The 18,902-nt window shown below is 67.3% G+C and carries 19 protein-coding genes and 1 pseudogene; 10 read left to right on the forward strand and 10 right to left on the reverse strand.

The features are described from left to right. The first annotated feature begins 4 nt into the window (after positions 1-4). From J0X25_RS29975 to J0X25_RS29985, 3 genes are all read left to right on the forward strand, one after another. A complete protein-coding gene (locus J0X25_RS29975) occupies positions 5-802 on the forward strand; it encodes a 2-amino-3,7-dideoxy-D-threo-hept-6-ulosonate synthase (RefSeq protein WP_207287580.1) in 798 nt (265 codons plus the stop codon). 335 nt (positions 803-1,137) lie between these two features. Then, positions 1,138-2,379 (forward strand): NRAMP family divalent metal transporter, encoded by a 1,242-nt coding sequence (locus J0X25_RS29980; protein ID WP_207287581.1) that lies wholly within the window; start codon positions 1,138-1,140, stop codon positions 2,377-2,379. A gap of 59 nt (positions 2,380-2,438) precedes the next feature. Beyond that, positions 2,439-3,035 carry a poly-gamma-glutamate hydrolase family protein gene (locus tag J0X25_RS29985; protein WP_207287582.1) on the forward strand — a complete coding sequence of 199 codons (597 nt, stop codon included), beginning with the start codon at positions 2,439-2,441 and terminating at the stop codon, positions 3,033-3,035. Between the two features lie 19 nt (positions 3,036-3,054). Here the strand turns inward: J0X25_RS29985 and J0X25_RS29990 are convergent, their stop codons facing one another. Continuing rightward, positions 3,055-4,038, reverse strand: a complete 984-nt coding sequence (locus tag J0X25_RS29990) for a phosphorylase family protein (protein WP_207287583.1) — start codon at positions 4,036-4,038, stop codon at positions 3,055-3,057. An 86-nt stretch (positions 4,039-4,124) separates the two neighbouring features. Between J0X25_RS29990 and J0X25_RS29995 the strand changes: the two genes are divergently transcribed. Further along, a complete protein-coding gene (locus J0X25_RS29995; RefSeq protein ID WP_207287584.1) occupies positions 4,125-4,700 on the forward strand; it encodes a SprT family zinc-dependent metalloprotease in 576 nt (191 codons plus the stop codon). Between the two features lie 159 nt (positions 4,701-4,859). Then, positions 4,860-5,396: a hypothetical protein gene (locus J0X25_RS30000; RefSeq protein ID WP_207287585.1), complete on the forward strand. Its 537-nt coding sequence runs from the start codon at positions 4,860-4,862 to the stop codon at positions 5,394-5,396. A gap of 64 nt (positions 5,397-5,460) precedes the next feature. On the opposite strand, the gene J0X25_RS30005 is transcribed toward J0X25_RS30000, so the two are convergent. Further along, the gene (locus J0X25_RS30005) at positions 5,461-6,138 is read right to left on the reverse strand and encodes an HAD family hydrolase (RefSeq protein ID WP_207287586.1); all 678 of its coding nucleotides are present in this window, start codon (positions 6,136-6,138) and stop codon (positions 5,461-5,463) included. A 234-nt stretch (positions 6,139-6,372) separates the two neighbouring features. Between J0X25_RS30005 and J0X25_RS30010 the strand changes: the two genes are divergently transcribed. Continuing rightward, entirely contained in the window at positions 6,373-7,602 is a 1,230-nt protein-coding gene (locus tag J0X25_RS30010) for a 3-dehydroquinate synthase II (protein ID WP_207287587.1), read from the forward strand. Between the two features lie 45 nt (positions 7,603-7,647). Here J0X25_RS30010 and J0X25_RS30015 read toward each other — a convergent pair whose 3' ends face one another. From J0X25_RS30015 to J0X25_RS30025, 3 genes are all read right to left on the reverse strand, one after another. Further along, on the reverse strand, positions 7,648-8,097 hold the full coding sequence (locus J0X25_RS30015) for a zinc ribbon domain-containing protein (RefSeq protein WP_207287588.1): 450 nt from the start codon (positions 8,095-8,097) through the stop codon (positions 7,648-7,650). A gap of 57 nt (positions 8,098-8,154) precedes the next feature. Beyond that, a complete protein-coding gene (locus J0X25_RS30020; RefSeq protein WP_207287589.1) occupies positions 8,155-8,850 on the reverse strand; it encodes a type I 3-dehydroquinate dehydratase in 696 nt (231 codons plus the stop codon). Between the two features lie 70 nt (positions 8,851-8,920). Beyond that, positions 8,921-9,907 (reverse strand): transcription initiation factor IIB, encoded by a 987-nt coding sequence (locus tag J0X25_RS30025; protein ID WP_207287590.1) that lies wholly within the window; start codon positions 9,905-9,907, stop codon positions 8,921-8,923. Positions 9,908-10,126: 219 nt separating this feature from the next. Between J0X25_RS30025 and J0X25_RS30030 the strand changes: the two genes are divergently transcribed. From J0X25_RS30030 to J0X25_RS30040, 3 genes and pseudogenes are all read left to right on the forward strand, one after another. After that, the gene (locus J0X25_RS30030; protein WP_207287591.1) at positions 10,127-10,654 is read left to right on the forward strand and encodes a DUF84 family protein; all 528 of its coding nucleotides are present in this window, start codon (positions 10,127-10,129) and stop codon (positions 10,652-10,654) included. Between the two features lie 248 nt (positions 10,655-10,902). Next, positions 10,903-11,136: a DUF7123 family protein gene (locus tag J0X25_RS30035; RefSeq protein WP_207287592.1), complete on the forward strand. Its 234-nt coding sequence runs from the start codon at positions 10,903-10,905 to the stop codon at positions 11,134-11,136. 115 nt (positions 11,137-11,251) lie between these two features. Next, positions 11,252-11,866: pseudogene (locus J0X25_RS30040) on the forward strand (HAD family hydrolase). A 27-nt stretch (positions 11,867-11,893) separates the two neighbouring features. Here J0X25_RS30040 and J0X25_RS30045 read toward each other — a convergent pair. From J0X25_RS30045 to pyk, 5 genes are all read right to left on the reverse strand, one after another. Continuing rightward, positions 11,894-12,514, reverse strand: a complete 621-nt coding sequence (locus J0X25_RS30045; RefSeq protein ID WP_207287593.1) for a winged helix-turn-helix transcriptional regulator — start codon at positions 12,512-12,514, stop codon at positions 11,894-11,896. Between the two features lie 83 nt (positions 12,515-12,597). Beyond that, positions 12,598-13,737 (reverse strand): SPFH domain-containing protein, encoded by a 1,140-nt coding sequence (locus tag J0X25_RS30050; RefSeq protein ID WP_207287594.1) that lies wholly within the window; start codon positions 13,735-13,737, stop codon positions 12,598-12,600. Between the two features lie 71 nt (positions 13,738-13,808). Further along, positions 13,809-14,429: an NfeD family protein gene (locus tag J0X25_RS30055; RefSeq protein WP_207287595.1), complete on the reverse strand. Its 621-nt coding sequence runs from the start codon at positions 14,427-14,429 to the stop codon at positions 13,809-13,811. 105 nt (positions 14,430-14,534) lie between these two features. Further along, complete coding sequence (locus tag J0X25_RS30060) at positions 14,535-14,906, reverse strand: DUF7312 domain-containing protein (protein ID WP_207287596.1); 372 nt, start codon at positions 14,904-14,906, stop codon at positions 14,535-14,537. Positions 14,907-15,050: 144 nt separating this feature from the next. Continuing rightward, positions 15,051-16,808: a pyruvate kinase gene (pyk, locus tag J0X25_RS30065; protein ID WP_207287597.1), complete on the reverse strand. Its 1,758-nt coding sequence runs from the start codon at positions 16,806-16,808 to the stop codon at positions 15,051-15,053. A gap of 317 nt (positions 16,809-17,125) precedes the next feature. On the opposite strand from pyk, the gene J0X25_RS30070 reads away from it, so the two are divergent. Beyond that, positions 17,126-18,883 (forward strand): alkaline phosphatase D family protein, encoded by a 1,758-nt coding sequence (locus J0X25_RS30070; RefSeq protein WP_207287598.1) that lies wholly within the window; start codon positions 17,126-17,128, stop codon positions 18,881-18,883. The last annotated feature ends 19 nt before the right edge of the window (positions 18,884-18,902 follow it).

Below are 18,902 nucleotides of genomic sequence, written 5' to 3' on the forward strand. Positions count from 1 at the left end.
CGCAATGACTACCACAGGCATCGACGCGCGACTCGACCGAATCGGCACGGACGGCTCCTACGTGATCGTCCCGATGGATCACGGGGTCACGATGGGCGCCGTCCAGGGGCTCAAGGACATCGAATCGACCATCGACGGCGTGACCCGCGGCGGCGCCGACGCGGTCCTCACGCAGAAGGGGATCGCGCCCCGCGTCCACGAGCACAAGAACGGCAAGGGGTACATCGTCCACCTCAACGGCTCGACGACGATCGGGCCCGACGAGAACGATAAGCGTCCGACCGGCACCGTCGAAGAGGCCGTCCGCGTCGGCGCCGACGCCGTCTCCTTCCACATCAACGTCGGCTCCGACCACGAGCCCGACCAACTCTCCCAGCTCTCGGAGGTCACCGCGGAAGCGGACCGCCTCGGCATGCCGGTGCTCGCGATGGCCTACGCCCGCGGTCCGGGGGTCGACCCCGAGGACCCCGAGGCGCTCGGCCACGCCGTCCGGATCGCCGAGGAATTGGGCGCCGATATCGTCAAGACGGGCTACAGCGGCGACGCCGAGAGCTTCCAGCACGTCGTCGAGTCGACCCGGCTCCCGGTCGTCATCGCCGGTGGCTCGAAGGGCACCGACCGCGAGACGATCGAGATGGTCCGCGGCGTGATGGACGCCGGCGGCGCCGGCGTCTCGATGGGGCGGTCGATCTTCCAGCACGAGGACCCCGAGGCCATCGCGACCGCCGTCGCCGCGGTCGTCCACGACGACTGCTCGGCCGAGGAGGCACTGACGAAGGCCGGACTGGCCCTCGAGGCCTGAGCGCCGGTCCCGTCTCGAGTCCCGCTTTTCTCACTTGATCGGTCGCTTGCCCGCAGACGCGACTGTCGCAACCGACCGCTCCGTCTCGCACCCTCGGTTGGCGACTTCTCGGTGTACCACCGGCGGTACTCGGTTCCCGACGAGCGGTCTCGTGGACCGGCTGTTCGGCTACTTACCATTCCTGCGCGTTGTATTTGCAAGTTAGTTATCCGTCAGTGGCCGATGCAAGCCGAACCCACTCCCCTATCTTGGCGTAGTGGTGTGTATGGAACTACGATCCGCCACGGTCACCCGCAAACTCATACGCGTCACCCGATGGTCGGAGGTGGTCGTCGATGGCGAGTGAGACATATCAAGTCGGCGGCGTGCAGGCGAAGCTCGCCGATCTCCTGGAAGCGTACGGTCTCGGCGTACTGTTCGCGGCGAACGTCTTCGGCGCGGGATCGGTCTACATTCTGGCGGACACCGGCGCGAACTTCGCGTTCGCGCTCCTGTGGGTGCTCCCGCTGGCGTTCCTCATCGATATCGCACTCCACGACATGTCGGCCCGGCTGGCGGTCTCCCGCGAACCGCTGACCGACTACCTGGTCGATCGCCTGCCCGGTCCCAGCGGGCGAGCGCTCATCGTTTTGATGGCCGCGATGAGTTCCCTCTGGTCGATCTCGAACTACGCGATCGCCGGCGCGGCGCTGGCGTGGCTGGTTCCGGGACTGGACAACGTCCTCATCGGCATCCTGCTGGCGAGCGGCGTCGGGATCGCGCTGGTCGAGTTGCGGGTCTACGAACGCATCGAGGGTGCGATCGCCGCGATGGTGATCGCCGTCTTCGCCTCCTACGGGCTCCTGCTCGTGGGGCTCGACATCCCGATCGGTGACGTCGCCGCGGGACTCGTTCCGGCGCTGACCAGCGATATCGGCTACCTCACGGCGATCATCGCGCTGCTCGGGACGACCGTCTACTGGCCCAATTTCTTCATCCAGTCGAGCATGGGCCCGACCAAGGAGTGGTCCGACGTCAACAGCTACCGGCGCGACAACGCCGCCGGGATCATGACCACGCTCACCATCGGCGCGTTCGTGATGATCGTCTCGGCGGTCACGCTCACCGAAGGGACGATGACGCTCACCGGACCCGGCGAACCGCTGGCGGAAAGCCTCGGTCAGGGCGCGCTCTACGTCTTCCTGATCGCGGCGCTGCTCGCCAGCTTCAGCTCGGCGACCGGGACGCTGTTCGGCGCCGGCTACATGGTCCCGCAGGCGCTGGGCCACCACACCGAGTTCGGCGACGCGCGGTTCCGGGCGACCGTCGTCGGCCTCATCGCCCTCTCGGCGCTGTCCGCGTTCTGGCTGCTGGCCAACACCGGCCTCACGCCCGTTCGGATGGCGATCATCATGCCCGCGATCAACGGCCTGATCGCCCTGCCGGTCACCGTCCTCGGACTGATCGGCGCCGTCAACCGGTACGGCGATATATCGAAAAAAGAGAACGTCGCCTTCGCGCTCGTCGCGCTCGTCCTGCTCATCGGCAGCGCCATGACGGCCGAGTCGCTCGCGACGACGCTCGCTGGCTGGCTCTAGTCCTCGATCCGGCGGGCGCCAGGACGGGTATTTTTCCGATCGATCGCGTATTCGGCTCCGTGACTCGAGCGACGTTTCGGAGCCACCGGCTCGAGGAGACCGACACCGGACACTACACCGAGCTGTTGTACGACGACGGGACGAACGACGAGGTGCTGGTCTGTGCCGCCCACGGCGGGCAGGTCGAACCCTGGACCGCCGAGCAGGCGATCGACCTGACCGCCCGGCTCCCGAACGCCAGTTGCTGGGCGTGTCTGGGGTACGACGACGAGCGGAACTCGTTCGAACTGTGGCACCCGCCCTCGAGCGACGTTTCTCCCGACGAGTACCCGCTGCTCGGCGAGATCGCCGACCGGGGGTTCGAGACGGTCGTCAGCTTCCACGGCCTCGGCGACGATCGGGTGCTCGTCGGCGGCGCCACCGACCGCGAGACGAAACGCCGCGTCAGCCGTCGTCTTTCGAGGTGCCTCTCGGCGCCCGTCGAACCGGTTTCGTCGGGCCCCTGCGCCGGCGTCAGCCCGGACAACTTCGTTAACTGGCTCGCACGGGACGGCGCGGGCGGTTTGCAGCTCGAGCAGAGCCGCGCCGTCCGCGACGACGAGCGCGAGGCGGTCGTCGCCGCGCTCGCGGACCTCCGGACCGCCGGCGTACTCTAACTCCCTCGAGGTCGAGCAATCAGGCGGAACGATCCGTACCGATCCCGAGTGGGTCAGCCTCGATCAGGGCTTCGACGATTGCGCTCCCGACGCGGGCCGCGTTGTCGATCGCCAGCGCCAGACTCGCGGGATCGCCGTCGAAGCTCTCCGCGACGGACTCGCCGGGCGCCGGCCGGTCGTAGTTGGAGACGGCGCGCACGCTCAGGTACCGGTCGCGGAGACCGAACCGCTCGAGGGCGGTCGCCGTCGCGGCGTCTTCCATCTGGGTCGTCACGTAGGGCCCGACGCCGTAGGCCTCGCAGAGCCACGCGACCTCCCGCGCGTAGCGGGGGCCGTGCCAGAACTCGTCGCCGCAGACGGTCGTCCCGCGTTCGATGGTCGGCCCCGTCTGGGGCGCGGCGGGATACTCGCGCTGGTACTCGAGCGCGTCGTCGTCCTCGAGCGGGTCGACGTCGCCGGCGGCCGCGAGCGCACGGTCGACGACCGATTCCTCGAGTCGGTGAACGTAGTCCCGCGGGCGGTAGGCCAGGAGGTCGATGGGACGCTCGTCAGCCGTCCCAATGTCGTCCCCAGGCGCGCTCGAGTCGCTCCCGCTCGACCCGTGATCCCACCGGTGTTTCCGATCCCAGTCGACGACCGCGTCCGCGACCGCGACCGATCCCAGCGCGGCGGTGTCGGGCGACGACCCCGCGATGCCACACGAGACGACGTAGGCCGACTCGAGGTCGAGCCCCGGCGCCGCGAGCAGGGCGGTGACGGTCGTCGCCGCGTCGCTCTTGCCGATCCCGGTGGTCGTGACGGCGATCCCCTCCTCGGTCAGGTAGATCGGGGTGTCGGCGCCCGGAACCTCGAGCGCGCCGGCGATCTCGTCTCGCTCGAGCCACGGCCGACGCTCGTCGAGCGGCGCCTCGAACGCCGCGGTGAGGACCAGCGCGGCGGGGCAGACGGGCGCGTCCGGATCGGGCGTCCGCGGCGTCGGCAGCGCGTCGTCGCTGTCACTCATAGCGGTGGCCAGGGCGCCGTCGCGCAAAGGCCCACCGGATTCGTCAGACCGGAAGAGTTTCTATCACCGCCTGCGTTCCCCGGCCCGTGATCGACGAGGACGCCGACCTCACGGTCGACGACGAACTCCTCGCCCGGGCGCGGATCCACGCCCGCGAGGTCCTCGAGGAGTACGACTTCGCCGTCGACCGCGACGCCCTCGAGTGGGACGTCTCGACCCGCGCCCGTCGGCGCGCGGGAGCGTGTCGCTGGAACGCCGACCGCGAGGTGGCGACCATCGTGCTCACGCGGCGAGCCTACCGGCGCTACGACTGGGAGACGTTCGCGGGCGTCGTGAGACACGAACTCGTCCACGCCTGGGAGTTCCAGCGGTTCGGCGAGTCCGGCCACGGACCGCGGTTTCGCGAGAAGGCGGCCGAACTCGAGGCGCCGCGGCACTGCGAGTCGTTCTCCGAGCCCCGCTACGTCCTGCGCTGTCTGACGGCCGACTGCGACTGGACGGCAAACCGTCACCGAGCGTCGAAGCCGGTGAAGTCGCCCGATCAGTACCGCTGTGGCGTCTGCGGCGGAGCTTACGAAGTCGAACACGCCGAGAGCGGCCGGACGTGGACGACAGCCAGCGGATTCGGCGGGGCGAAGGCGGCCCTCGAGGACGAGTGGTGATGGCGACGACGAGCGGTGACGGCGACGGCGACGAGTGGTGACGACGACGGCAGCGAGCGATGACGGCGACGAGCGAGCGACCGACCGCGATTCGGCCGCTCGCCCGTGTGATCGGTCGAGCGCGGAACACTTATTCACCTGCCGCTATCCTGTTCAGCTATGGGTATACTCGAGCTAATGCTGGGCGACTCCGGCCCCGGCAAACAGGGGATCGAGGGGAAGTCGTTCAAACTACCGCAGGAGACCCACGACTTCGTCTATCCGGTCGCCGTGCGGCGCGCGGAACTGGACGCCTTCGACGAGTTGCTCGAGACCGAATCCGACGCGCCGCCCGTCGAGGGCGACGCCGACGGGCTGCAGGAGGCGTTCGACGAGGTCCTCGCCGACGTCGAAATCGACGCCGAGCAACTGGCCGCGAAACAGCAACAGCCGCGACTCGAGACCGAGGCGATCCTCGAGCGCTGGGACGAACAGGTGACCGACGACATCGGCGTCGTCTACGCCCGCGTCGACACCTACCCGACGCTGCTCACCTACGTCAACCGCTGCAAGCGCCGCGACGAGGACGGCGACGACCCGTTCGAACTGCCCGAGAGCTTCGGACGGGGAACGGCGCTGCTCAAACGACTCGACGAAGCCACGGAGAATCAGTACCGCGCGCTGGTTCACGAGGACCTGCTGCCGGAGCAGCAGTAGCCGGTTTCACGCCGGAACGGACCGCCCGTTCGACCGTTTCCTCCCGCTCGACACTCGATCCGGACTAGACGATCGTTTCGAACGCTTCGAGCGACGCGAGTTCGTAGGTCGGTTCGTGGTCGACGCCGTCGAGCCCCTCGTGGCCGGTGTCGATCCAGGCCGAGTCGATTCCCATCGCGTTCGCACCCGCGATATCGGCGTGCAGCGAGTCGCCGACGTGAATCGCCGTCTCGGGGGTCGCCTCGAGCCCCGCGAGCGCGCGTTCGAAGGGAGCCGCGTCGGGTTTCGGGTGGATTCCCTTCCCCGGATCGGTGAACACGCGGACGTCGAACGCGTCGGCGATGCCCAGCGCCTCGAGCTTTTTCGTCTGTGTCGGCCGCCCGCCGTTGGTGATCAGGCCGACCTGTGCGCGGTCGCGGGCGTGCTCGAGGGCCGCCTCCGCCCCGGGTCGAAACCGGACGGCGGTCGGGTCCTGCAGGTCGAGATAGTGGTCCGCGAGCGTCGGCGCGAGGGCCGGATCGGCGCCGGCGCGGCGGGCGACTTCGACGAACAACTGGTCGAAGAACTCGCGATCCGTTTCGGCGGTCGGCAGCGCGGGAATCGCGGCCCGCAGGTCCGTCGGCGTGCAGAACGGCTCGCAGTCGGCCCGCTCGAACGTCGCCTCGAGCAGCGTCGCGGGGTCCCGCGTGGGCTCGCAGAGGGTACTGTCGAGATCGAAACAGATCGCATCGTACGCGGCCATCGCCTCGAGAGAGGAGGGCTGGCGGTCTTAACGTTTCGATCGTGGCAGGATACCGCACGGTCGAGCGGTGGACGCGACCAGAGTATTGAACGCGTCCTCCGGTTACGGACGCCCTCGTTCGGTCACCGGCCGGGGTCAGCGACCGACGGGGCGATGTGGTCGCGAATCGGCGGTCGGTCGTCGCGACCTGCGGCATTCGCCACGTTCAAGCCGGTTCCCTTCGAGGGTCGAGATATGACGCGATCTGTCTGGGTCAAAGCCGACGACGCCGTCGGCGATTGGGACGACCGCCGGGCGCGGATCACCGCCGCGCTCGAGGCGGGCGCCGACTGGGTACTGGTCGACGAAGACGACGTCGAACGCGTGCGCGAACTCGGCGACATCGGCGTCGCGGCGTTCCGGACCGACGGCGACGTGACGCTGGTCGACGAGGTCGACACCGTCGACGATATCGACGACATCGACGAGGCCGAAGCCGACGGCGACGGCGACGGGACGACCGTCCGGCCCGACGCCGTCGTCGTCGGCAAGGAGGGCGAGGGCGACGCGACGATCGACCTCCCCGAGGACTTCTCCGGGTCGGCGGACCTCTCGACGCTTCGCCGCCGCGACGGCGACCTCGCCCGCGGCGCCTACGTCCGCATCCTCGGTAAGGAGTACGAGCGGTTCGCCGAGACCGCCGCCGACGAGGCCGACTACACCATCGTCGTCGGCGAGGACTGGACGATCATCCCCCTCGAGAACCTGATCGCCCGCATCGGCGAGGAGACCACGCTCGTCGCGGGCGTCTCCAGCGCCGAGGAGGCTAAAACGGCGTTCGAGACCCTCGAGATCGGCGCCGACGCCGTCCTGCTCGACTCGGACGACCCCGACGAGATCCGCGAGACCGTCGAGGTCCGCGACGAGGCCGAACGCGAGTCGCTCGACCTCGAGTACGCCGAGGTGCTCGACGTCGAGCGCGTCGGCAGCGCCGACCGGGTCTGCGTGGACACCGGAAATCTGATGGAACACGACGAGGGGATGCTCGTCGGCTCGATGTCCCGGGGCCTCGTGTTCGTCCACGCCGAGACCGCCGAGTCGCCCTACGTCGCCTCCCGGCCCTTCCGAGTCAACGCGGGCGCCGTCCACGCCTACGTCCGCACGCCCGACGGCGGCACGAGGTACCTCTCGGAACTCCAGAGCGGCGACGAGGTGCAGGTCGTCGACACCGCGGGCAACACCCGCGAGGCCATCGTCGGGCGGGTCAAGATCGAGCAGCGACCGATGTTCCGGGTCGCCCTCGAGACCGAGTCGGGCGATCGGGTCGAGACCCTCCTCCAGAACGCCGAGACGATAAAAGTCCCCACTCGCGATGGACGGACGGCGGTGACGGACCTCGAGGCCGGCGACGAACTCCTCCTCTACTACGAGGACACGGCGCGCCACTTCGGCGAAGCCGTCGAGGAGAGCATCATCGAGAAGTAGTCGGCCGGAACTTCGGCGCGCGATCGAACGGGCTGTAGATCAGATTCACGACCGTGCCGTCTCTTCCGCTTCGGCCTCGTCGGTCTCGGCGGTCATCGGCTCGAGCCGAGTCGTACACCAGTGACAGAACTCGAGGTCGGCGTCGACTTCTTTGCCACACTCGGGACAGGTCGGACCGTCGCTCGAGGCGTTCGCAGTCGGCGGGAACCCGAACGCGCGGAGGATCGCGTCGAACGTCGCGATCGCGACCACGAGCATGATCGTCATCTGGGCCATCGGATCGACGTTCGCGGCGACGTCCATCGACTCGGACATCATCTCGGACAGCGAGCCGCCGTCGGTGGCGAGATCCTGAACCGGGTAGAAGAACCAGATCGCCACGAAGTAGAGCCCGGCGAACAGCAGGGCGCGGAGCCAATCCCGAAGGAGAGCGTGGCCGGCGCCGGGGAGCAACAGCGAGAGGACACCGGCGGCGACCGCGCGAAGCCATGTCATCGTACGTGGTGCTAGGGCACCCCTGCCCTTAACATTCCGATTTCTCTTCGGCGCTGACTAGTCGCGAACGCCCAGTCGGGTCAGCAGGTCCGACAGCGTCTCGAGGTCGTACTGGCCGGGAGCGGTCGCCTCATCGGGGTCGACGGGGGCGTAGCCGATCTTCGACCCGTAGATCGGCGCCACCGCGCGCGTGTGGCTCCCCACCTCGCCCATCGCCATCGTCGCGACGGTATCGCCGTGGTACTCCAGTTGCTCGGTCGCCGAGAGCAGGGCGATGGTGTCGGCTTTCGACTCGGCCGTCACGGCCAGTTTCGCGACGTCGCCGTACTTGCTCGCCTCGGTCAGCGTCGAGACCAGTTCGCCCCGCGGCGGCGTCCCCTCGAAGTCGTGGGCCGAGACCACTACTGAAACGTCGCGCTCACGTGCGGTTTCGAGGACTGCGTCGGTGTCGAGCTCGTCGTCCAGAATCGCCTCGAGCTCCACGTCGATCGCCTCCACGGCCTCGAACGCGGTCGTCTCTGCCAGTACCTCGAGTCGCTCCGCATCGTCCTCGTCCCACTCGCCGCCCTCCCATGCGGCCCGGTTGGTCGCGAGGATCGGCAGATCGCCGTCGGAGGCTTCGAGTGCGTCGAGGTGGTCGTCGGCGAGATCCATCCGGAACTCGATCGCGTCCGCGTGCTCGCGAGCGGCCGGTTCCGCGAAGAGATCGGCGGTCGCAGCAGCGAGAACGAACGAATCGAAGTCGAGACTCATACCTAGCCTCTCGAACGAGCGCGAGAAAAACGGTGTCGTTCCGGCGAGTTACGCCACCCGTCGCGCGGTCTCAGGCCAGCCCCAGCGTCTCCTCGGCCTCGAGGAGTTCGTGGTACCGGTTTCGAATCGTCACTTCGGAGATGTCCGCGACGTCGCTGACGGCGGCCTGCGTGGTCTTCTCGTTGGTCAGGAGCGCGGCGGCGTAGACGGCGGCGGCCGCGAGACCGACCGGCGACTTGCCGCTGTGGACGCCCTTCTCCTTGGCGTTCTGGAGGAGCCCGCGGGCGCGGTGTTCGGCCTCGTCGGAGAGCTCCAGTCCGGAGGCGAAGCGGGGAACGTAGCTCTCGGGGTCGGCCGGCTGGACCTCGAGTCCGAGTTCGCGGACGACGTAACGGTAGGTCCGAGCGATCTCGTTCTTCTCGACGCGGGAGACGTCCGCGATCTCGTCGAGGCTCCGGGGGACGCCGGCCTGTCGGGCCGCCGCGTAGACGCAGGCCGTCGAAACGCCCTCGATGGAGCGACCGGGCAGCAGGTCCTCCTCGAGCGCGCGCCGGTAGATGACCGAGGCGGTCTCGCGGACGTTCGTCGGCAGGCCCAGCGCGGAGGCCATCCGGTCGATCTCGCCCAGCGCCTGCTTCAGGTTGCGCTCCTTGGAGTCGCGGGTTCGGAAGCGCTCGTTCCACTTGCGCAGGCGCTGCATCTTCTCCCGCTGCCGGGATCCCAGGGAGTTGCCGTAGGCGTCCTTGTTGCGCCAGTCGATGTTCGTCGAGAGCCCCTTGTCGTGCATCGTGTTCGTCGTGGGCGCGCCCACGCGGGACTTCTCGTTCTTTTCGGCGGCGTCGAACGCGCGCCACTCGGGGCCGCGGTCGACCGAGTCCTCCTCGACGACGAGGCCGCAATCCTCACAGACCGTCTCGCCGTGTTCGTCGTCGACGACGAGGTTGCCCGTACACTCGGGGCAGGCGAGGTCGCTTTGCTCGCTCTCGGTTTCGCTCGTCGATTCGTCCGTTTCCCGCTCGGTACGTCGTACTCTGGTGTTCGATGGAGTGTTGGTCATACGATGGCGAATGCTGACCGGCCGAACTGGCTGCAAAAGCCCGGACGGATTCGTTACCTACGTGGTTCTGACACTCGATGGTTAAGGGTTTCGAAATCGCGACCCGACACCTCTCGAAAGCGGGTAATTCGCGGGAACTAGCATCAACGATCAAAACATTAAAGCTGAGAAAGAGACCCGCACCGGTGGGTCCAACTGCGTGCCGTTCGAATCGCCGCCATGGAGCTCGCAGTCGGGAGTACGAACCCGGTCAAGGTGGAGGCGGTCGAACGCACGCTCGAGCGATTCGAGCCGACGGTCACGGCGGCCGACGTCGACTCCGGCGTCCCCGAACAGCCCTGGTCGATCGAGGAGACCGTGACGGGTGCCGAAACCCGCGCGCGGCGGACCCTCGCGGCGACCGGAGCCGACTACGGCATCGGTCTCGAGGGCGGCGTCGCCCGCATCGAAGGGGTTCCGGGGCTGTCGCTGATCATGTGGGGTGCCGCGACCGACGGCGATCGGATGGAACGCGGCGGCGGTCCCACGCTCCGCCTCCCGGACGACGTCGCCGACCGCCTCGCGGACGGAGCGGAACTGGGTCCGGTGATGGACGACGTTCTCGACACTTCGGGTGTCGCCGAGACCGAGGGTGCGGCCGGCGTGCTCACGGCCGGGTTGACGGGCCGGGCACAGGCGCTGGGCGAAGCAGTAGCCTGTGCCTTCGGCCCGTTCGTCGCGAGCGAATCGCTTCCAATCGACTACTGATTCGTCGGTTCAGGACCGCTTGAGGCCGTTCGTCCTATCGTGTCGGTCCCGCGCGATCGTCCGCGTTTAGCCTTCTGTGATGGTTTTAGACTTGTGATAGTCACGAAATATACTATATTAACCGGACGTACCAACGGAAGCTTTCTAACCCGTTATCGTTCCATTACCGTCCCCCGAAACCGCAAGCAGGCGCCGGGTTAACCTAGCGTACCAAACCCCATAAGGGCATTCCTGCCATCGAACGAAGTATGAGCACCGCAATAACTGCCGACCTCACGAGCAAACAACAGCGAATCCTCCAGTATCTCCGGGAAAACGCGGCAACGAAGACGTACTTCAAATCCCGCCTCATCGGACAGGATCTCGGCATGACGGCCAAGGAAGTCGGATCGAACATCACCGCCCTCCAGGACGGAAACTACGACGTCGAGATCGAAAAGTGGGGTTACTCCTCGAGTACGACGTGGAAAGTTAACGTTTAAGCAGACGCTTCGATCCAAACGCCCTGATCGGATCCTCCTCACACCCCGTTCTTCTCGACGCAACTGTCCCCCACAGCGACCGCTTTCTCACGGTGCGGTTCGTATCGACGGCCGAATGCCGACGCCGATTTTGTTCGACATGGACGGGGTGATCCTCGAGGGATCGGGAACCGATCCGCAGGTGTACGCCGACGCTATCGTCAGAACGCGCGCGTTCTGACGGGCCATCAGACGGCACCTGATGACGGCTGACGACGCCCTCGCCGATCTCGGCGCCGATCCGACGCCGGCCCAGCGAGCCGATCTCAGGCGTCACGACATCGAACAGGTCCGGGCCTACTGCGAAACGCTGGGTGTCAACCCGGCGCGGTTCTGGGAGTTGAAAGACGCGTACGCCTCCCAACGAACCCACGAACGGCTTCGATCGGGTGACCGCGGCTACTACGACGACGTCGACGCCATCGCCGAGCTGGCCGAGCGGACCACCGTCGGACTGGTCACCGACAACCGCCACGCGACCGCAGAGTTCGTCGGCGACTCGACCACAGACGTCACCGACGCCCGCGCGGCCGGCCTCGAGGCGGCGTTCCTCCGCCGGCCGCACAATCGCGACGTCGACACTCCCTCCGGGGCGCTCGCGGAATTCGAATCGCTGACCGAAATCGGGCCGCTGCTCGAGTCGCTCGACGACCCTAATTCGCGACTGAACGGGCCCGATTTCGAGAAGTAATGTCCTCTTACCGCCGATATCCGCGCCTTACCGGCCGCCGTACGTGAGGAACTGATCCGCGTTGCGCGCGAGTCCCTGTGCCGCCTCGCCGAAGGAATCGGCGTGGCGCACGACCAGAATCAGCACCGTCTCGGGCCGTTCGACGGCGTAGCCGTCCTCGCGGGAGAGCAGGCCGGCCTCCTCGAGTTCGCCGGCGTACTTGCTCACCGTCGGCGGCGAGACGTCCAGCGCGGTGGCGAGATCGCCGGCCGTCGCCTCGGGGTTGCCCAGCAGTTCGATCAGCATGCCGCGAGGCGTCTCCCGACGGAGATAGCCCAACGCCTGCTTTTCGAACTCGTCGAACCGCTCGGCCGGGACGAACCGCTTGTAGTCGCCGTCGCGATAGCGCTCGATCGCGCCGACGTCCTCGAGGCGACGCAGGTGGTGCTGGGTTTCGCCAGTGCCCAACTGGAGGTCGTCTCGAATCTTCGAGAAGTGCGCGCCGGGCGTCATCGAGAGGTAACCGGCGATTGCGTCGCGTGCGTCGCTCTCGCCGGCGTCTGCCGCCGCCGACTCCGAGAGGCCGACCAGCGGCGAAGCGGCGCCGAGCGCAGCGAAACGACGAAGTGTCGCTCGTTTTTCGTTATCGACGCCATTTGAGTCCGTCATGCTATGCCTACTACCCGAAATGGGGCCAATCGTAAAACAGGTTTCGCTCGACTTTATTCACCGAAAACTGACTGTCTTCGTATCTAGGTGTTCGTATCGGCGTCGCCGGCGAACTCCTGATCCATCTCTTCGATGACCTCGTCCGGATCCGAGATGTTGGACGGGTCGGCCCCTTCTTTGATCGCCTGAGCCTCCTGCTCCATCGCTTCGACGTCCATCTCGGCTTCCTGATCGATTTCGCCGATGATCTCCGCGATGTCGTCCAGTCCGATCAGTTCGCGCGTTTCGTCGTCGAACTCGCGGCTCTCGAGTTCCGAACCGTTCTCCTTGATGTCGCTGCCCGAGAGGTGTTTGCCGTAGCGGCCGACCAGCGAGGTCAGTTCCTGGGGCATGACGAACGTCGTCGATTCGCCCTGCCCGATCTCGGCCAGCGTCTCCATCCCCTTGTCGATGACCGCGCGTTCGCCCATCGATTCGGCGGAGCGGGCGCGCAGCACGGTCGAGATCGCGTCACCCTGCGCTTCGAGGATCTGGCTTTGCTTCTCGCCCTGAGCGCGGATGATCTCGCTCTGTTTGTCACCCTCCGCTTTCTCGACGGCGCTGCGGCGTTCACCCTGGGCCTCGAGGATCATGGCGCGGCGTTTCCGCTCGGCGGAGGTCTGTTGCTCCATCGCGCGCTGGACGTCCTTCGAGGGGTTGACCTCGCGAACCTCGACCGACTCGACGCGGATGCCCCATTCGTCGGTGGGTTCGTCGAGTTCCTGGCGGATGCGCGCGTTGATCTCCTGGCGTTTGTTCAGCGTGTCGTCGAGTTCCATGTCGCCCAGCACGGCACGGAGGGTGGTCTGGGCGAGATTGGAGACGGCCCGCTTGTAGTCGTCGACCTGCAGGAACGCCTTCTTGGCGTCCATCACCTTGATGTAGACGACCGCGTCGGCCGTCACGGGGGAGTTGTCCCGCGTGATCGCTTCCTGACGGGGGACGTCCAGTGTCTGCGTTCGCATGTCGAACGCGTACGTGTTCGAGACGAACGGCGGGACGAAGTTGATCCCCGGCTCGAGCAGTTTGCGGTACTCGCCGAAGACCGTGAGCGCGCGCTTCTCGTACGCATCGACGATCTCGATCGCACTGAGGAGGGCGGCGATGACGACGAGGAGGACGAGCGCTCCCACGAACAGCAATGCGCCGCCAGCGGCTTGTAGTGGTACTAGATCTACGACCATAATCGATCTTGTCACGGGAACGGGAAAAACGTTCCCTTATTTCGCTAACAGGTCCGCCCGCCGCAGGTCGGCTAGCTCGACCGCTCCGTTTCGGTTTCCGACGCCGATTCGGCGACGCCGTCGGCGTCGGGCGTCGGCTCGAGGTCGTCTCCCCCGTCGGTGTCGGTCTCGGTCTCGGTCGCAGCCCGGTCCCGCTCGAGCGCCCGATCGATCTCGTCCTCGCCGATCGCGCCGAGCGATTCGACCGTCACCACGTTGCCGCCGCCGGGATCGAGGACGATGATCTCTTCGCCCTCCTCGATCGTCCCGCTGGTCGAGCGGGCGCTGTAGTAGGGGGCGAAGCCCCCTTCGTCGAGTTTGACCTCACCGTCGCGAGCCGTGACCGTCTCCGTGACGTATCCCGTCGCCCCCGCCAGCGAACTCGAGTCGGTCGTCCGCGCGGTGCCCTTGCCGCCGTAGAAGTCGAATTCGCGGTAGACGTACGCCGCACCGAGGCCGATAACGAGCGTCAGCGCCGCCAGAACGATCGGACTCAGGGTGAGCGGGACGAGCACGCCGATCAGTCCCGCGCCGACCAGCGCGACGCCGATGACGATGAGGTGTGCACCCGGCGAGATGGCCTCGAGGCCCATCAGGACGAGCCCTGCGACCAGGAGCGCCAACGGCATGTTCCCCAGCAGGAGGTCGAGCATGTGCCGAGCTAAGTTCTCACCGGAATTAAAGGTTATCGAGCCGATAGGCCGTTGACGTGACGAGCGGATCGGTCGGGTCCGACGATCCGCCGGGGCTCACCCGTCTCACAACGGCAGGGAGAGGAGCCGAAACAGCACGAGTACCATCGCGACGGCTCCGAGGAACACGAAGATGACGTGCTCGAGGTCCGGATCGCCGGGTTCGATCGGCGTCGAACTGGGTTCCGGCGCGTACGCGTCGTCTGCGTCGGCGTCGGCCGCGTCGACGTCGTCCGTCTCGTCCCCGTTGCCTTCCGAGAGATCGAGCGGGATCCGATACCCCTCCTCGCGAGGGTCGTCGTCGCGCGCGACGGAGCCGAATCGATCGTCGGAGCCGCGGCGGTCCTCGCTTCCCGTCAGATCCCAGTCGTCCGAGTCGGTCGCCGACGAATCCGACGTTCGGTCGCGGTCGTCGGTCCCGGACGCGTCGTCTGCCATACCCGACCTAACGCGTCGGGCATCAAAAACCCGCGGTCCGCGCGGCGGTTCCGACTCGAGGCCCGACTGCCGTCCCCGAAGTCGATCAGGCCGTGACTGCCGCCCCGAAGACGATCGGGTCGCGGCTGCAGTCCCGGAAATCGATCAGGGGCGCGTCGGCCGATCGCCGATGTCGCCGCCGTAGACGACCCCGCGTTCGGCGTCGAGGGTGACGACGGTCCCGTCAGCGAGATTCTCGAGGGTCGCACCGCTGATCATGGGAATATCCATTTCGCGGGCGATCAGGGCCGGATACCCCGTCAGCCCTCGCTGGGCGTCGATCAGCCCGCCGATCTTCGAGACGTCGCCCGTGAACTCCTCGTCGAAATCCGCCGGCAGGGAGAGGATCGCCCCCTCGGGGACGTCCGAGAGGTCGCCGTCGGTGAGCCGTACGACGGGCCCGGTCACGCGGCCGTCGACGACGACCCGGCCGGTGGTCAGCGCCTCCGCGGCGACGTGGACCTTCATCATGTTGGTCGTGTTCGCCCCCTCGAGTTCGGTCATCATGCCACAGAGGACGACGACCGTATCTCCGCTGTCGGCGACGCCAGCGTTCAGGGCCGCCTGTACGGCCCGTTCGACGACGGCGTCGGCACCCTGGTCGGAGACGCGGGCGTACAGCGGCGTCACGCCCCACGTTAGGGCCAGTTGCCGGCGCACGTGGTGGTTGGGCGTCGACGCGACGACCGGCACGCCGGGGCGGTACTTCGCGGTCTTCAGCGCCGTGTAGCCGGACTCGGTCGCGGCGACGACCGCGTCGGCACCGATGTCTCGCGCGAGGAACCGCGCCGACCGGGCCAGCGCGTCCGTTCGCGCCTCCCCCGCCGCGGGGACGCGTTGCTCGAGCAACTCGGCGTACTCCCCCGAGTTCTCGACCTGACGGACGATGCTGTCCATCGCGTCGACGACCGCAACGGGGTGGTCGCCGATGGCAGTCTCGGCGGAGAGCATCACCGCGTCGGTGCCGTCGAGGACGGCGTTAGCGACGTCCGAGGCCTCCGCCCGCGTCGGCCGGCGGGCGTGGACCATCGAGTCGAGCATCTCCGTCGCGGTGATCACCGGCGATCCGGCGTTGCGACACTTCCGAATGATTCGCTTCTGGATCATCGGAACGTCCTCCATGGGACACTCGACGCCCAGATCGCCGCGGGCGACCATGATCCCGTACGACGCCTCGATGATCTCCTCGAGGTTCTCGACCGCGCCCGCGCGTTCGATCTTGGCGATCAGCGGGATCTCGGCGCCCAGTTCCTCGAGCACCTCGCTGACCGCGTAGACGTCCGCCGCGTCGCGGACGAAACTGGCCGCGACGAAGTCGACCTCGCGCTCGGCGGCCAACTCGAGGTCCTTGCGGTCCTTCCCGGTGACGACGTCCAGATCGAGATCGACGCCCGGCACGTTGACCCCCTTGCGGCCGCCGAGTTCGCCGCCGGTATCGACGCGTGCGTGGACCGTCTCGCCCTCGTGTTCGGTCACGGTCGTCTCGATCAACCCGTCCGCGAGGAGAATCCGATCGCCCGCCTCGACGGCGTCGATCGACAGCGAGAGCCCCACCGTCTCCGAATCCGCCTCGTCACCCTCGACGAACCGGATCTCGGAGCCGGTCTCGAGGGTCACCGTCTCCCCCTCCGGCAACGGGGCCGTCCGGATCTCCGGGCCCTGCATGTCGAGCATCACGGCGACGGGCCTGTCGCGGGCTTCGTCGACGGATCGGACCCGCTGGATCAACTCGGCGCGGTCCTCCCGGCTGCCGTGGCTGGCGTTCAGCCTGGCGACGGACATCCCCGCGTCGGCGAGTTCCCGGATCGTCCCCCGATCGCTCGAGGCCGGCCCCAGCGTACAGACGATCTTCGCGTTTCTCATAGCGGAGGCTAGCGCGAGTACGGCCAAAAAGGTAGGTGGATAACTCGGATTCGAGTTTTTATTTCTTCTGTCGGTTCCCTACCGTCCGGTTCCCTGCCGGACGACTTCGCGCAGCCGGTCGACGAGATCTGAGCCGATTCGCCGAGTGACGGATCCGCTGGAGTCGTGGATGGTATTTCGCGAGGGACTCGGCCTGGACTGGGTCGCGTCGCGGGACCCGAGACTTGAGTGAGAACGTCGTGGCACCGTCGCGTACGGCGGGCGTCCCTCGCGAAATCCACAGAGCTACAACTTCGCGCTCACCCAGTGGGGACCGTATGGCGGACGACATCGACCTCGGCGGACGGGACGAACCGGTACGGGGTGACGACGATCACGCCGAACTCTTCTCCGAACTCGACTCGCACGACCTGGCCGTCGCGACCGAACCGGACGCCGACGTCGAGGCCGATCAGTTCGAGTCCGATCCCGACGCGGATCCGGACGCGGTGTTTCCCCAGTCGGTGGCCAGCGGCGGGCCGACCCCGAACGGCGTGATCCTCTGGACGCGACTCGCGCCCGCCGCCTTCGATCCGGAGGAGTTTCTCACTGTTCGCGTAGCCCGCGACCCCGACCTCGAGGACGTCGTCTACGAGGGCGTGGTCACCGACGCCGAGCGAATTCGGGCCCACGACTACACGGTCAAAGTCGACCTCGACGGCCACCTCGAGTCCGACAGCGAGTACTATTACCGGTTCTACTACCGCGACACGGCCTCCCGGACCGGGCGCTGCCGAACGCTGCCCGCCCCCGACGCGTCCCCCGAGTCCGTGCGGTTCGCGGTGCTCGCCTGCCAGAACTATCTCAACGGCTACTACCCCGCGCTCCACTACGTCGCCGAGGAGGACGTCGACTTCATCGTCCACGTCGGCGACTTCATCTACGAATCCAGCGAGGGCCACTTCAAGGGACTCGGCTCGTACGACTACCCCGGCCGCGAGAAGGACCTGCCGAGCGGCAACGGCCGCGTCTGGGGACTCGAGGACTACCGATATCTGTACCGCACGTATCGGAGGGACCGATTCCTCCGGGAAGCGCTGGAAGCGCACACGCTGATCGCCGGCTGGGACGACCACGAGATGGTCAACGACCTCTACTGGGACCGGCGGACGGACGCGCCCGCGGGCGACCATCCCCGCGGCGACGATCCCGAGTTCATGACCGACCTCGTCGCGGACGCGATGCACGCGTGGTGGGAGTACATGCCCGCCCGCGTCCACTACGACCCGGGCGGCGAGGACCTTCAGGACCGATTTCAGCTCTGGCGCGAGTTCGAGTTCGGGGACGTCGTGACGCTCGCGATGACCGACGAACGGCTGTTCCGCGATCCCCCTCGCGAGGCGATTCCGACGCCCGACAACGTCGGCCCACACCGCGAACCGCCCGGACGGACGATGCTCGGCGACGACCAGCGCGAGTGGCTGATCGATACGATCACCGGCTCCGACGCGACGTGGACGGTGTGGGCCGACGAGGTCCTGACGGTTCCCTTCCGGATCGGTTCCGGACCGCTCTCGCTCTATCCCGTCCAGGGCGGCTGGGACGGCTACACGAGAGAACGGATGCAGATTACCGAGGCGATCGCGGCCGCAGACGTCGACAACTTCGTGACGCTGACCGGCGACATGCACTGCTACGTCGCCGCGTACTCGCAAGCGTCGTATCCCGGCCGGGTTACCGGCGGAGAGGGCGTCGCGCAGGGCGACCGGATCGGCGTCGAGTTCATGACGCCCGCCGTGACCTCGCTCAACGTCGCGGAAGCCCTGCATCTGACCCGCGGTTGGCGGCGGACGCTCACCGAACCGCTGTTGTCGCGACTCGTGCCGGCGATGAATCCGCACATCGAGTTCTTCGACAGCCACCACTGGGGGTATTCGGTGGTCGAATTCACGCGCGACGCGTGTACGTACGTCGGCTACGCGGTCGACAAGACGACGAACGGCCCCGACGCCGATCGGTCGGTCGTGGCCGCGTACCGCGTTACGGAGGGTGAGGTCGAACTCGAGGACGTGACCGCCCGATATCGGGCGCGGTAGCGGGAGCAGGGGAGTCGCG

It is taken from the genome of Haloterrigena alkaliphila, from assembly GCF_017352155.2.
GTDB lineage: Archaea > Halobacteriota > Halobacteria > Halobacteriales > Natrialbaceae > Haloterrigena > Haloterrigena alkaliphila.